At 52.7% G+C, this 12,999-nt stretch carries 17 protein-coding genes, 10 tRNA genes and 1 rRNA gene; 4 read left to right on the top strand and 24 right to left on the bottom strand.

The genetic code is table 11. The features are described 5' to 3' along the window. From EVJ26_RS09065 to acpS, 19 genes are all read right to left on the bottom strand, one after another. A 16S ribosomal RNA gene (locus EVJ26_RS09065) occupies positions 1-111 on the bottom strand; the annotation flags it as partial. Between the two features lie 100 nt (positions 112-211). After that, a tRNA-Ile gene (locus EVJ26_RS09060) sits at positions 212-288 on the bottom strand. A 10-nt stretch (positions 289-298) separates the two neighbouring features. After that, a tRNA-Arg gene (locus EVJ26_RS09055) sits at positions 299-375 on the bottom strand. Position 376: 1 nt separating this feature from the next. Beyond that, positions 377-464: transfer RNA gene (locus EVJ26_RS09050), tRNA-Leu, on the bottom strand. Between the two features lie 30 nt (positions 465-494). Further along, positions 495-570 (bottom strand) — tRNA-Lys (locus EVJ26_RS09045). 9 nt (positions 571-579) lie between these two features. Beyond that, a tRNA-Gln gene (locus EVJ26_RS09040) sits at positions 580-651 on the bottom strand. Positions 652-658: 7 nt separating this feature from the next. Then, positions 659-734 (bottom strand) — tRNA-Asp (locus tag EVJ26_RS09035). Between the two features lie 23 nt (positions 735-757). After that, positions 758-833, bottom strand: a tRNA-Val gene (locus tag EVJ26_RS09030). A 5-nt stretch (positions 834-838) separates the two neighbouring features. After that, positions 839-913, bottom strand: a tRNA-Glu gene (locus EVJ26_RS09025). A gap of 32 nt (positions 914-945) precedes the next feature. Beyond that, a tRNA-Ser gene (locus tag EVJ26_RS09020) sits at positions 946-1,037 on the bottom strand. Positions 1,038-1,046: 9 nt separating this feature from the next. Continuing rightward, positions 1,047-1,121: transfer RNA gene (locus tag EVJ26_RS09015), tRNA-Asn, on the bottom strand. Between the two features lie 220 nt (positions 1,122-1,341). Continuing rightward, positions 1,342-3,480, bottom strand: coding sequence for a Tex family protein (locus EVJ26_RS09010; protein ID WP_236635540.1), 2,139 nt, complete (start codon positions 3,478-3,480; stop codon positions 1,342-1,344). Between the two features lie 66 nt (positions 3,481-3,546). Further along, entirely contained in the window at positions 3,547-4,347 is an 801-nt protein-coding gene (gene sigB / locus EVJ26_RS09005) for an RNA polymerase sigma factor SigB (RefSeq protein ID WP_131469085.1), read from the bottom strand. Then, positions 4,313-4,789, bottom strand: a complete 477-nt coding sequence (gene rsbW / locus EVJ26_RS09000) for an anti-sigma B factor RsbW (protein ID WP_131469083.1) — start codon at positions 4,787-4,789, stop codon at positions 4,313-4,315. Before rsbW ends, sigB begins: the two co-directional genes overlap by 35 nt. Further along, positions 4,786-5,112 carry an STAS domain-containing protein gene (locus EVJ26_RS08995; RefSeq protein WP_016510528.1) on the bottom strand — a complete coding sequence of 109 codons (327 nt, stop codon included), beginning with the start codon at positions 5,110-5,112 and terminating at the stop codon, positions 4,786-4,788. The genes rsbW and EVJ26_RS08995 overlap by 4 nt, the downstream gene beginning before the upstream one ends. 140 nt (positions 5,113-5,252) lie before the next feature. Further along, entirely contained in the window at positions 5,253-5,603 is a 351-nt protein-coding gene (locus EVJ26_RS08990; RefSeq protein WP_016510516.1) for a type II toxin-antitoxin system PemK/MazF family toxin, read from the bottom strand. Between the two features lie 5 nt (positions 5,604-5,608). Then, positions 5,609-5,887 carry a hypothetical protein gene (locus EVJ26_RS08985; protein WP_070329223.1) on the bottom strand — a complete coding sequence of 93 codons (279 nt, stop codon included), beginning with the start codon at positions 5,885-5,887 and terminating at the stop codon, positions 5,609-5,611. 128 nt (positions 5,888-6,015) lie between these two features. Continuing rightward, the gene (gene alr / locus EVJ26_RS08980) at positions 6,016-7,092 is read right to left on the bottom strand and encodes an alanine racemase (RefSeq protein WP_131470280.1); all 1,077 of its coding nucleotides are present in this window, start codon (positions 7,090-7,092) and stop codon (positions 6,016-6,018) included. After that, entirely contained in the window at positions 7,070-7,447 is a 378-nt protein-coding gene (gene acpS / locus EVJ26_RS08975; protein ID WP_070329221.1) for a holo-ACP synthase, read from the bottom strand. The genes alr and acpS overlap by 23 nt, the downstream gene beginning before the upstream one ends. Before the next feature lie 63 nt (positions 7,448-7,510). Here acpS and EVJ26_RS08970 point away from each other — a divergent pair, with 63 nt between their 5' ends. After that, on the top strand, positions 7,511-8,236 hold the full coding sequence (locus EVJ26_RS08970) for a rhomboid family intramembrane serine protease (protein ID WP_131469079.1): 726 nt from the start codon (positions 7,511-7,513) through the stop codon (positions 8,234-8,236). A gap of 36 nt (positions 8,237-8,272) precedes the next feature. Here the strand turns inward: EVJ26_RS08970 and EVJ26_RS08965 are convergent, their stop codons facing one another. Genes EVJ26_RS08965 through EVJ26_RS08955 form a run of 3 tightly spaced genes read right to left on the bottom strand, consistent with a single transcriptional unit; the run spans position 8,273 to position 9,375 of the window. Beyond that, entirely contained in the window at positions 8,273-8,590 is a 318-nt protein-coding gene (locus EVJ26_RS08965; RefSeq protein WP_070329219.1) for a hypothetical protein, read from the bottom strand. 34 nt (positions 8,591-8,624) lie between these two features. Then, the gene (locus EVJ26_RS08960; RefSeq protein WP_236634026.1) at positions 8,625-9,107 is read right to left on the bottom strand and encodes a hypothetical protein; all 483 of its coding nucleotides are present in this window, start codon (positions 9,105-9,107) and stop codon (positions 8,625-8,627) included. Beyond that, positions 9,100-9,375, bottom strand: a complete 276-nt coding sequence (locus EVJ26_RS08955) for a 4a-hydroxytetrahydrobiopterin dehydratase (protein ID WP_131469075.1) — start codon at positions 9,373-9,375, stop codon at positions 9,100-9,102. Before EVJ26_RS08955 ends, EVJ26_RS08960 begins: the two co-directional genes overlap by 8 nt. Before the next feature lie 142 nt (positions 9,376-9,517). Here EVJ26_RS08955 and EVJ26_RS08950 point away from each other — a divergent pair, with 142 nt between their 5' ends. Together EVJ26_RS08950 and EVJ26_RS08945 are read left to right on the top strand one after the other, a co-directional pair. Beyond that, the gene (locus tag EVJ26_RS08950) at positions 9,518-10,051 is read left to right on the top strand and encodes a cysteine hydrolase family protein (RefSeq protein WP_131470279.1); all 534 of its coding nucleotides are present in this window, start codon (positions 9,518-9,520) and stop codon (positions 10,049-10,051) included. Between the two features lie 23 nt (positions 10,052-10,074). Continuing rightward, positions 10,075-11,520: a nicotinate phosphoribosyltransferase gene (locus EVJ26_RS08945; protein WP_131470278.1), complete on the top strand. Its 1,446-nt coding sequence runs from the start codon at positions 10,075-10,077 to the stop codon at positions 11,518-11,520. A gap of 34 nt (positions 11,521-11,554) precedes the next feature. Here EVJ26_RS08945 and EVJ26_RS08940 read toward each other — a convergent pair whose 3' ends face one another. Then, positions 11,555-11,857, bottom strand: a complete 303-nt coding sequence (locus tag EVJ26_RS08940) for a hypothetical protein (protein WP_016510524.1) — start codon at positions 11,855-11,857, stop codon at positions 11,555-11,557. A gap of 95 nt (positions 11,858-11,952) precedes the next feature. Here EVJ26_RS08940 and EVJ26_RS08935 point away from each other — a divergent pair, with 95 nt between their 5' ends. Further along, complete coding sequence (locus EVJ26_RS08935; protein ID WP_236633760.1) at positions 11,953-12,444, top strand: YwpF-like family protein; 492 nt, start codon at positions 11,953-11,955, stop codon at positions 12,442-12,444. A gap of 74 nt (positions 12,445-12,518) precedes the next feature. Here the strand turns inward: EVJ26_RS08935 and EVJ26_RS08930 are convergent, their stop codons facing one another. After that, entirely contained in the window at positions 12,519-12,995 is a 477-nt protein-coding gene (locus EVJ26_RS08930) for a DUF456 domain-containing protein (RefSeq protein ID WP_070329213.1), read from the bottom strand. Positions 12,996-12,999 lie beyond the last annotated feature (4 nt).

The raw sequence follows: 12,999 nt of genomic DNA, 5'->3' as shown, positions 1-12,999 counted from the left end.
TCATTCCGTCGACTTCCCCCCGAAGGGTTCCGTCGATTTCCTGCGCTCGACTTGCATGTATTAGGCACGCCGCCAGCGTTCGTCCTGAGCCAGGATCAAACTCTCCAAAGAATTTGATATAGCTCTTGAAAATGACGAAGCTTGCGCTTCAATCAAAACTTGTAAAACTTTTTTGCCTCATCGTTCAGTTTTCAAAGTTCGTCAGTTAAGATGGTGGGCCTAAGTGGACTCGAACCACCGACCTCACGCTTATCAGGCGTGCGCTCTAACCGGCTGAGCTATAGGCCCATAATAAAAATGGTGCACCCTGAGAGATTCGAACTCCCGGCCTTTAGATTCGTAGTCTAACGCTCTATCCAGCTGAGCTAAGGGTGCATGGTGCGGTCGAGAGGACTTGAACCTCCACGGTGTTAACCACCACTAGGCCCTCAACCTAGCGCGTCTACCGATTCCGCCACGACCGCAGCGTAATTAAATGTTACGAGGAATAAAAATGGTGAGCCATGCAGGGCTCGAACCTGCGACCCTCTGATTAAAAGTCAGATGCTCTACCAACTGAGCTAATGGCTCAAATATAAGCTGGGCTGGAAGGGATCGAACCTTCGCATGTTGGAATCAAAATCCAATGCCTTACCACTTGGCTACAGCCCAACGTAAATGGCGGTCTTGACGGGATTTGAACCCGCGATCTCCTGCGTGACAGGCAGGCATGTTAACCCCTACACCACAAGACCAGTATACGCGCTTAAATTTGAAATGGTGGAGGATGACGGGATCGAACCGCCGACCCCCTGCTTGTAAGGCAGGTGCTCTCCCAGCTGAGCTAATCCTCCATATATGGTGACCCGTACGGGATTCGAACCCGTGTTACCGCCGTGAAAGGGCGGTGTCTTAACCGCTTGACCAACGGGCCATTTGTTTAACTGGTGTTTTCTAAAAAGTAAGTGGCGGAGACGGAGGGATTCGAACCCTCGCACCGGTTTCCCAGCCTACTCCCTTAGCAGGGGAGCCCCTTATAGCCGCTTGGGTACGTCTCCAAAATAAAATGGCTCCGCAAGTAGGATTTGAACCTACGACCTACCGGTTAACAGCCGGTTGCTCTACCACTGAGCTATTGCGGAACGTTGCTTGAATCTTTCAAAGTAACGATTTAAATTGTAACCGCAAACCCGAAACGTGTCAATCACTTTTTTAGAAAAGCTTTAAATTTTCATGCCGCGCTCTTAGCGACCTCTATAAGATATCACGGTCAAAAACGACCGTCAACACTTTTCAACAAAAAAAGTTGAGCAAAATGAAACCACTTTGCTCAACTCCGACTTTCTTCTTACTAATATAGATTTATTGTTTTTTAGGCTCTAGCATCGTCAGGCTGATCCGACCCCGGTTGGCATCGACTTGCTCGATCCAGACGGTGACGATGTCCCCGACCGCGACGACGTCGAGCGGATGTTTGACGTAGCGGTTCGACAACTTCGAGATGTGGACGAGCCCGTCTTGCTTGACCCCGATATCGACGAACGCCCCAAAGTCGATGACGTTGCGGACAGTCCCTTGGAACTCCATCCCGACCTGCAAGTCTTCTAAGTTCATGACGTCCGTCCGTAAGAGCGGTTTTTGAATATCCTCACGTGGATCACGGCCCGGCTTGGCGAGTGACTTCAAGATGTCTTCGACCGTCGGCAGTCCCGCCTCAAGCGTTTCGCTGAGCACTCGGGCATCGACCGATTTCAACCGATCTCGCAACCCGGCCGTGCCGACCGCTGCTTTCGAGACACCGAGTTCCTTCAATAGAGATAACGTCAACTTGTAACTCTCTGGGTGGATCTCGGTTTGGTCGAGCACGTCGCTCCCGTTCGTGATACGAAGAAAGCCAGCTGCTTGCTCATACGCCTTCGCCCCAAGCCGCGGCACTTTCTTGATTTCTTTGCGGGTATTGAAGCGCCCGAACTCATCACGATACGCGACGATATTTTTTGCCGTCGTCTTATTGAGGCCCGATACGTACGTGAGCAACGACTCGGAAGCCCGGTTCACATCGACACCGACCATGTTGACGACGCTCTCGACGACGAACTCGAGTGAGCCTTTCAATTTGTTTTGACTGACATCGTGCTGGTACTGTCCGACCCCGACCGATTGCGGGTCGACTTTCACCAGCTCGGCCATCGCATCTTGGATCCGGCGGGCGATCGATACAGCCGAACGTTCTTCGACTTTCAACTCCGGGAACTCAGATCGCGCAATCTCGGAAGCCGAGTATATGCTGGCCCCGGCTTCATTGACGATTGCGTACGCGATCTCACGCTCGGCCGTCTTCAGCCAGTTCGAGACAAATTGCTCGGTCTCACGCGAAGCGGTCCCGTTGCCGATGACGATGACGGAGATCGGATAGCGTTTTACGAGAGATGAGAGCACTTTTTCTGAACCGGCCACGTCATGCTTCGGCGCCGTAGGATAGAACACGCCGACTTCTTCGACTTTCCCGGTCTCGTTGACGACGGCCCACTTACAGCCGGTCCGATAGGCCGGGTCGATGCCGAGCACGACGACTTCACGGAGCGGCGGCTGCATATAGAGCTGCTTCAAGTTCTTCGCAAAGACGTCAATCGCTTGTTCTTCAGCCGTCTCGGTCAACGAACTGCGGATTTCGCGTTCGATGGCCGGGAAGACCGATTTCTTGAACGCGTCCTTTATAGCGAGCGTCACAACATCCCGTTTCTCGGTCGGAAGACGATCGAACTTACTGAGTGCTCGTTTCAAGAACAACGTCTCATCAAAGACGAGCTTCACTTGGAGCACGTCGGTCCGCTCGCCCCGGTTCAACGCGAGAATGCGGTGCGGCACGATGCCGACTACTTTCTCCTCGTAGTCGTAATACTGGGCGAACACTTCTTTCTCATCTTCTGCCGCCTTTTTCTTTTGGGACCGGAGGAGCGCCTCGTTCCGCACTTTCGTCCGCAGCGTCTGGCGGAGCGTTGCCTCTTCCCCCCACTCTTCCCCGATGATTGCTTGCACGAACGGAAGCGCCTCTTCTAGCGCCAGTTCACCCGTGAGTCCCTCTGCTTGTTGTACCGAATAAGCAGATGCTTCCCGGAACCAGTCAGCGAGCGGCTGTAGCCCTTTCTCTCGTCCTTGCTCGGCTTTCGTTCGGCGCTTCGGACGATACGGCAAGTAAATGTCCTCGACTTGTTGGAGACTCGTCGCGACCTCGATGGCCCGTGTCAGTTCCGGCGTCGCCTTCTCGAGTTCTTCGAGTTTTGCGAGGACGTCCGTTTTCCGTTTTTGGAGACTCTCTTCATATTGGAGCGAGTCGAGGATCGCTTTGATCTCGACTTCGTCCAAATTCCCCGTCATCTCTTTTCGATAGCGGGCCATGAACGGGATCGTCGCTCCGTCCGACGCAAGTTGTTGTACCGTCTCGATTTGACTCGTCTTCAGCTTCAATTCGTTCGCAATCTTCGTAATCAATCGAATCACTTCCTTTTCTCTTCTCTATTGAAGTGTAGCAAACTCTGTAGAAGACGACAAAAAAACGATGACCGTTTAGTCATCGTTTGAGAATACTTCGTTGAGCGGGACTTTGATGGCCTCACGCAATTTCTCGAGCGCGCGTCGTTGTAGACGTGACACGTGCATCTGGGAAATACCGAGGAGTTCGCCCGTCTCTTTTTGACTCATGTTTTTATAGTAAGCACATTCTAAAATCGCTTGTTCCCGCTCGTTCAAGACGCTGAACGCCTTTTCGAGAATGAGGCGCTGGTCGACTGACTCATACCCACGCTCTTGGCTGCCGACGAGGTCGAGCAGTGTGACCGTGCTGCCTTCATTGTCCGCTTCGATTGAACTGTCGACCGAGAGCGCTTGATAGCTCTTGCCCATCTCGAGCGTTTCGAGAATTTCTTCATCGGAAACGCCAAGGTATTCGGCGATCTCATCGATGCGCGGTGACCGTTGCAGTTCTGTCGTCAGCTCTTCGACCGTCTTCTTGATTTTCGGTCCAAGCTCCTTGATCCGACGCGGCACGTGAACGCTCCACGTCTTGTCACGGATGAAACGCTTGATTTCACCGATGATCGTTGGAACGGCGAATGATTCGAAGCTGCGTCCGAACTCCGGGTCGAAACGGCGAAGTGCGGCGAGCAACCCGATCATCCCGACTTGCACGAGGTCATCATGGATGGCCCGGCCACGCGAGAATTTTCGAGCGAGCGCTTCAACAAGGTCTGAGTATCGGTTGATGAGGAGCATCTGGACTTCTTCGTTTTGATCGTCCTGTTGATAGCGCTCAATCCACTCTAATACTTCATCATCACTGTGATGGCGTTGTTGAGATTTTGCTGGCACTCTGATCCACCTCGTCCCTGTTAAGGAGTTTCGTCATCGTCACTTTGACACCGTTGTCCTTGTTGATCGAGACGTTATCCATTAACGCTTCAATGAGGAAAAGACCGAGTCCCCCTTCGTGAAGCGATTCGATTTCCGCCGTCTCCTCGACCGGAGCCGCTTGGCGTTTCACGTCGTCTGCGAACGTCTTGCCCGAGTCTTCGATCGTCATCTCGAGGCGGTCGTCGTGGACACCGCACGTGAGCTTCACTTCACCCTTTTGGTCTTCATAAGCGTGCTGAACAGCATTGCCACACGCTTCCGAGACCGCAATTTTAATATCCTCGATCTCGTCGTACGTATATCCCATACGGTTAGCGATTCCTGAGACGACTAAACGGACCACGCCGACATATTCCGGTTTGGCCGGGAACGTCATCACCGTCTGTTCGATGTTACTCATTTCGTGCCACCTCTTACGTTTGTATTGATCGACAATAACTTGTCTAGGCCTGTCAATTCAAAGAGACGGTTGACGCGATCGGTAACGCCGACGAGCGATAACTCTTTCTCGTTACGTTTGGCAATTTTAAGTGCGCCGACGAAGACGCCGAGACCTGTTGAGTCCATATAGTCGACTTCGTCCAAATGAACGATGACATCTTGTTCCGTAATCGCCGGGTGCAAGACCTCTTTCAATTTTGGTGCCGTATATGTGTCTACCTCTCCAGAAACGTAAAGGTGTAATTGTTCTCCAATGACTTGCTCGCGAATCGCTAAATCCATTGTATATTCCCTCCTAATGTTACGCATAGAAAAATTGAGTACGATTAATCATATTTCCCTTATTTCAGGATTTGAAACCACTTTTATCGATCTGTTTGAAAAAAAACCGATACCCATGTACCGGTTTAGTTATATGTAAGCTAGAGCGGGATTAATCCCATACTGATCTCTAGCGCTCGGTCAACTTTGTGCATCGTCTCATCATCGAGATGAGTGACTTTATCCGTCAGACGACGCTTATCAATCGTTCGAATCTGTTCAAGCAAAATCACGGAGTCTCGTTCGAGGCCGTGTTTGACTTGATATACTTCCACATGAGTCGGCAGTTTTGCTTTCTGGATCTGAGCCGTAATCGCAGCGACAATGACGGTCGGGCTAAAGCGATTGCCGATATCGTTTTGAATGACGAGAACCGGACGAACTCCACCTTGCTCTGAACCGACTACGGGCGACAGATTCGCATAAAACACGTCACCACGCTTTACGATCACTCCGCTCACACCCCGCTTACTTGACGTAAGAGAGCATGTTCGGCTTCCGTCTCAATCATCAGCATCTCTTCTGCCATATTCAAATTAAACGCAGCCATCTCTTGATAGCCTTTCGCCAATTCTTCACGCAGTGCTTGTTGTCGATCAGCAATTTCCTTAGACAAGTACGTCACTACATCGTTCAATGACAGTGATTCACGATCTTTCATCGAAATCGGACTCACATGCTGCGAGAACCGATCTGGAACGGACACTAGAGCACCCGCAGTTCGCTGTTTCAACATCTTGCACCTCCAGAATCGTTTCGGTGATTGGCGGAATTTTTCCCGCGTTCTTTATCAATATAACACGCAAGAATGGGAAAATATAGAGAATTCACGAAAGAATTCAGATAATTTCACACGTTTATGATTTACACGTAGCGCCGTGGCAATCGACTCGTCAATTGACAAACGACCTCGTAATTGATGGTCCCGAGGTGTGCCGCGAGTTCATCGATGGCGACCGGCCCGCCGATCAACGTGACGACGGTGCCGACCGGGAACTCGTGCGGGAGGCGGATCATGAAGCGGTCCATGCACACCCGTCCAACGATCGGACAGCGAACGCCTGCGACGTCGACATCGAAGCCGCTCGCCTTGCGGATCCAGCCATCGGCATAACCGACCGGTACCGTCCCGATCCATTCATCGGCCGTCGTCGTGTACGTCGCACCATAGCTGACCGTCTGCCCGGCTTCAAGCGTCTTCACTTGCATGAGTCTGCTCTTCAATGTGAACGCCGGTTTCAAGAACGCATACGCCGATGCCATCTCGCTCGATGGGTATAACCCGTACAGCGCGATGCCGACCCGGACAAGGTTATAGGGAACATCTTCTCCGGCCATCCGGATCGCCCCGGCCGAGTTCGATGTATGAATGTAGCGGAAGCGCGGGATGAGTCCGTCGATCAACTGACTGAACCGCTTTTGTTGCTCGTAATAGAGCGGACTGTCCGGTTCGTCGGCCGTCGCGAAGTGTGTATAAATCCCTTCGACGTCGAAGCGGTCGTCGGCTGCGTCGAGAAGTGCATCAAGTTCGGCCCGCGTCCGCAAGCCGAGACGCCCCATGCCCGTGTCGACTTTGACGTGGACGGTGAGCGGGCGCTCGGTCACATACGCTTTCGCCTCACGTAACCAGTCGGCCGAGAACACGGAGAGCGTCACATCATGCTCGGCCGCGACTCCGGCGTATTCTGGGAACTGTGCTTCCATGACGAGGATCGGGGCGGTGATACCGGCGTCTCGAAGCTCGATCGCTTCTTCAAGCAAGGCGACTCCGAGCATCGTTGCCCCGTTTGCGAGCGCGATGTGCGCGACCTCGACGGCCCCGTGCCCGTAGGCGTTCGCTTTCACGACCGCCATGAGCGCTTGCGGGATACGTTTTTTGATTTCGATGATGTTGTGGGCGATCGCCGCCCGGTCGATTTCAATCCAACTTGGACGAAACATGGTGATCCCCCTCTTCAATGATGACTTGTGCGACGGCGTACCGTTCGCTATGGCTGATGCTGACATGGATCCGGCCCGGGTGAGGCGCCGTCATATGCGGGCGTCCCGTCTCGTCCGGCAATATTTCGATCTGTTGCCACGACAAGCCGCGGGCGATGCCTGTCCCGACCGCTTTGGCGTAGGCTTCTTTCGCCGCGAACCGACCGGCGACGAACTCGATTCGGCGTTCGTCTGAATACGTGAGGGCGAGCCCGCGCTCTGCCTCCGTCAGCACTCGGTTCATAAAGCGAGGTTGTTCGATCGAGCGAGCGATTCGTTCTAGCTCGACGATATCGATTCCGATTCCCGCAATCATAGGACACTCGCTCCTTTCCTTTTCCACTCGTTTCCTTATACAATTAAGGAAAGAGGTGATGCTATGTTTAGTCGTACTGAGAATGTTCAAACGTTCGTACGGGCGTATCCGCTCGTAACGCTGTTCATTGTAATCCAACTGCTCGTGTTTGTCATCGATTCTTTGATGCCCTCACTGCGTATCGTCGCGCTCGGAGGGTCGTTCCACCTCGCGCTCGCCCAAGGCGAGTGGTACCGTCTCGTGACAGCCAACTTCATTCATTTAGGGCTCGGTCACTTGCTGTTCAACTCGTTCGCGCTCATCATTTTTGGCCCCGCCATGGAACGCATGGTCGGTCATGTGAAGTTCGCCGTGTTTTACATTGTAGCTGGGGCACTCGCCAACTTGTTGACCTTCTTCACGGTGAGCGAACTGTTCTATTTGCAAGCTGGTGCTTCGGGTGCGATTTTAGCGATTCTCGGCTTCTACGTGTTCATCGGCCGTTTCCGCCGTACGCTCATCAACAGTCAAGATGCGCGACTCGTCTTCATCTTCGTTGCCATCAGCGCCGTGTTCACGCTCATCGGGGCGAACGTGTCGCTTTGGGGACACGTGTACGGCTTCTTGGCCGGGTTCTTGCTCGCGATCCCGCTGTCTCGTTTCACGGTGCCTTACTCGCGTCCGCTCCGTTACGGGAAGTACAAGCCGCGGAAGTATGCTCCGCCCGTCGTCCACTCGAGCGATAGCAAATGGATTTTCTACGTCATTATCGGGCTCGCCGTTTTCGGCTTGTTCGCACGGTTCTTATGAAAAAATGGCCAAGCGCTCAGCGCTTGGCCATTTGAATTAGATCTGATTTTTATGACGTGCGTCTTGGAGCGCGTCGACCAAGTCTTTGACGTCTTCGACGAGGTTTTGGATCGTGTCTTGGTTTTCTTCGTACAACGCCTTCAAGTCCATGACGCGATCTTTCAAGCTGCTTTTCGATGAGGCTTGGAGCCCGACCGAATGTGATTGCGTCGATGTGTCCGTCGACTTGAGTCGTGACTTCATCCCTTTGAGCTGTCTGATCTGCTGATCGCGTGTCTCTTTGTGGAGCAGCGATGCGCTGGCACCGATAATAGCACCTGCCGCCAGACCCATCCAGAAGTAGTTCTTGTTCATAAAAAAATCCTCCCCTAACGTGACGTTATGTTTATTATAGGTTATCCGGTTCACTGACGACATAGTGTTTTATGATCGGACCGGCCCCTTTTTGTTCGACGGCTTCTTTCAATCGTTCTTGAAACAGTAAGTAGTCGGTCGAATCACGGAACCGATTTCCTTCTTCAGTGAATTGAATGATGACAATCCCATGGTTGTCGTCCGGGTCAACGCCGAGCCGATACGCGGCAAATCCGTTGTGCCCAGACCCGAGACGGGACTTTTCTGTCAGCAATCGGTGGAACAAGAGCGACCGGGCGTTCGAGTCGACCGGGATGTTCGCATAGATGATATTCCCTGTCGCCGCGAATTGTCCTGCCGCTTCTTCGATTTGGAACGTCTTCCCACTCTGGAACGGGGACTTGTCCCCTTCGGCAAGCAAGATTGTCTCGTTGCCGCTCGCGACGATGACGCCCGGTTCCTTGCGCAACCGGTCGGCGACACTGCCTGAGGCGAACGTCATAAACAGTTTAGACAAATTCCTCACAGCCTTTCGCGAGCATGATGTCCTTCTCTGTGATGCCTCCTTCGTCGTGTGTCGACACGGTGAGCGTGACGTTGCGATACTCGATCAATATGTTCGGATGATGGTTGAGCGTCTCGGCCATATCGGCGACGAGATGAACGAATTGGATCGCCTCCGGAAACGTCTCAAGGCGATACGTTTTCTGTAGCTCCCCTTCGACAACTTCCCAGCCCGGTAATCGTGACAACTGTTCAGACAGTTCGGTCGATGACAAAATCATCAGCTGATTCCCCTTTCGATTGCAGTTCCTCTTACACTTACTACCCGACCAAGCGCGAAAATAATCTTTTTCGCATGCCGTAAAATGATTTAGAATAAGAAAGATAGCCAAATCATTCTTCACAAGAGAGAGGAGACTTCCCATGCGGGCATTGATCGTCATTGATTATACGTTTGATTTTATCGCAGACACGGGTCGTTTGACTTGCGGGAAACCCGGGCAAGACATAGAAGAACGAATCGTCCAGTTGATCGAGGAATTTTCAACAGAGGACTACGTCGTCGTCGCGAACGACGTCCATGACGCCGGCGACACGTATCACCCTGAAACGACGTTGTTTCCACCCCACAACATTCGGGGCACGGAAGGTCGCGAGTTGTACGGCGCCGTCAAATCCGCCGCCGAACGCGCCGATCATTGGATCGACAAGACGCGTTACAGCGCCTTCGCAGGCACAGACCTTGACCTTCGCCTACGTGAGCGCGGCATCCATGAAGTCCATCTCGTCGGTGTATGCACCGACATCTGTGTGCTCCATACGGCCGTCGATGCGTACAACCTCGGATACAAGATCGTCGTCCATGCGGACGCGGTTCAAAGCTTTAACCCGGTCGGACACGACTGGGCGCTCGAACATTTTGTCACGACCCTCGGAGCTACTGTGACCGGGAAGTGACGCCAAATAGAAAGGAAACTACAATGTTACATCGCAACTTAGCGCTTCATACCGACCTTTATCTCCCACGCTGGATGTATATTTATTGGAAACAAGGCCGTCATAACGAAAAAGTCGTCTTCGATCTTTACTACCGCTCGAACCCGTTCAGCGGCGGTTACGTCGTCTTCGCCGGTTTGCAAAATATCGTGCACTATTTAGAGAACGTCTCGTTCACGGAAGCCGATATCGCTTATTTGAAAGAACAGCTCGGGTTCGAGGACGAGTTCGGTGACGTCCTCCGCAACTTCAAGTTCACCGGTTCTCTCTATAGTGTGCGCGAAGGTGAAATCATCTTCCCGCACGAACAAGTCGTCCGGATCGAGTCGACGATCTTCGAGGCGAAGCTGTTCCAAACGGCGCTCCTCAACATCGCTAACCATGAGTCACTCATTGCCTCAAAGTACGCCCGAATCCGTCAAGCCGCGCCGAATGAGACGTTGCTTGAAGGCGGGGCCCGCCGTGCCCAAGGCGTCGACGCCGCCTACTATGGGACGCGCGCCGCTTACATCGCCGGCTTTGACGTGACGAGCCTCGTTTCGGCAGGACGTGATTTCAACGTCCCGACCGGAGGGACGATGGAGCACGCCGACATCCAGTTCCATGATGAGGAACTCGAGGCATTCCGTTCGTTTGCCGAGATGTATCCGGACAACACGAGCCTGTTGATCGACACATACGACACGCTCAAATCGGGGCTCCCGAACGCCATCACGGTCGCAAAAGAGCTCGAGGCGAAAGGACATCGCTTGAAATCGGTCCGTCTCGATTCGGGCGACCTTGCCTACTTATCAAAACGGGCTCGGAAAGCATTGAACGCGGCCGGTCTCGACTACGTTAAAATTGTCGTCTCAGGTGACCTCGACGAGTACGTCATCCAAGACTTGCGGATGCAAGGCGCTGAAGCCGACACGTTCCTCGTCGGGACGCGCGGGATCACGGCTTATGAACAGCCGGCCCTCGGGATGGTGTACAAGCTCGTCGCCCGTGAAGGGGCCGACGGCGAGTTGAAACCGGTCATCAAAGTGTCGTCCTCGAAAGTGAAGACGACGACCCCGCACAAGAAAGAACTTTACCGGATCATCGATAACGAGACGGGCAAGTTCAAAGGGGATTACATCGCGCTCGCCGACGAACCGGTCGAGACGTATACGGAGATCGACTTGATCGACGTGCGTGACCCGGCGTTCCGGATCAAGACGCGCAACTTCACCGTCAAGCGTTTGCTCGAACCGATCTTCCTAGATGGGAAGCGCGTGTACGACTTGCCGAGTGCGACAGACATCCGCCAGTATCACCATGAGCAGATGAACGGCCTATGGGAAGAGTACAAGCGACTTCGGTTGCCGGAAGTATATGCGGTCACGTTCAGCAAGCCGCTTTGGGATTTAAAGCTCGAAATGATCCGTCAAACAAGGATTCCAAAATAAAGAAAAGGTTACGGGGCGTCCCGTAACCTTTTGTTTATGCCGTCGTCATTTCGTGCGCGTGGAGTTTATCTTCTTTTCTCCGAAAGTAAAGTGCGATCGAAAGGGAAATCAAAATCAAGATGAAATAGATGGTCCGCTGCCAAAACGTCGCCTCCGTGTCCCCCCGGAACAAGGCGATGATATAGTCACTCCCACTCACGAAGAACAGTCCCGCGAGCAAAAGAAAGATGCGATACCCGGCTCGACTCCGTTCTTGCTTTACTTTGAAGAAAAGGACACCGTAATAACCGATTGCTAGGATCGTGATATATCCGATTATGCCAACAATCCAACTCATTGTGATGCCTCCTTATCCTCTGATATTCACGTCGCTTCCCCGTTATCGTAACACAATCTTCGAATCAGACTATGTTAAGATGAGTTAAAGAAAACGTGGAAGGGATCGATACGATGAAAACGTTCCGTCTGGTCCAAGTCCGCCTCGTCCAAGACGAGTACGGCAACGAGTTAAACCTCCCGATCGAGCTGCTCGACGGGTTGATCATCTCGAAAGAACACGATAATGAATGGCTCCTCGAAATGCTCGTCCCGACCGAATTTGCTGTCATGCTCCACCACTATTTGAACAAACGGATCCTTCTTTTAGCAGAGGCGGTCATCACCTCGGCCAACAACCGTCCCGCGGCCATCGCGATGACGTTCACGAGCGAGCGTTCGCTATCGAACCATCACACGTTCGTCGCTGAAGGGTTGATGCTCCTGCCAAAACAAGATCCGACGAAACAAGTTCTCGACTCCTTGATCTCAGAAGGGGTGGCGGACGCCAATCTCAAACCGTCGTTCTTCGAAAAACAAGTCGAGCAGCAACAGTCGTTCAGCCGCTCTGCCTTCACCCAGCTCGTCAAGACAGGATCGTTCGAATAAGCGAACGGTCTTGTTTTTCTTTCCCCGTTTTTGTAAACGGCTCAACCAAAAAAGACGAAGAATTTTCTCCGCCTTTAGATATACATGAAAAACAAGATGACCATCATTGTCATCCCGATGACTTTGAGCACGGTGCTACCAAGGAATGCGAGCACCGTCCCGACGCCGATGCTCCACGCCTCGCGCGTCGTTTTGCCGAGCGTGAGCTCCGCTAAAAACGCAAAGATGAACGGGAAGATGAGTACACCGACGAGCGGGAAGATGAACGGTCCGGCAATCAAACCGATGGTCGCGCCCCACTTCGCCCGTTCCGAGCCGCCGCGCTTGTCGACTGTCGCCCGTGTGACGATGTAGTCGACCGCAAACAAGAAAATCAAGAACAGGATTTGCCAGAGCCAAAACGTCCATGTGAGCGGTTCAAACGAGAACCCGAATCCGTAAATCACATAACCGATGAATAAGAACAGCACGCTCGGGATGACCGGATAGATCAATCCCGCGAACGCGACAACAAATGATGCGATGATGAAAATCCAGAGCAATGTTGTCATGAGC

The organism is Exiguobacterium sp. SH3S1, from assembly GCF_004337105.1.
In the GTDB taxonomy this organism is placed as follows: Bacteria; Bacillota; Bacilli; order Exiguobacteriales; family Exiguobacteriaceae; genus Exiguobacterium; species Exiguobacterium aurantiacum_A.
This window is presented reverse-complemented; position numbering and strand designations above follow the sequence as displayed.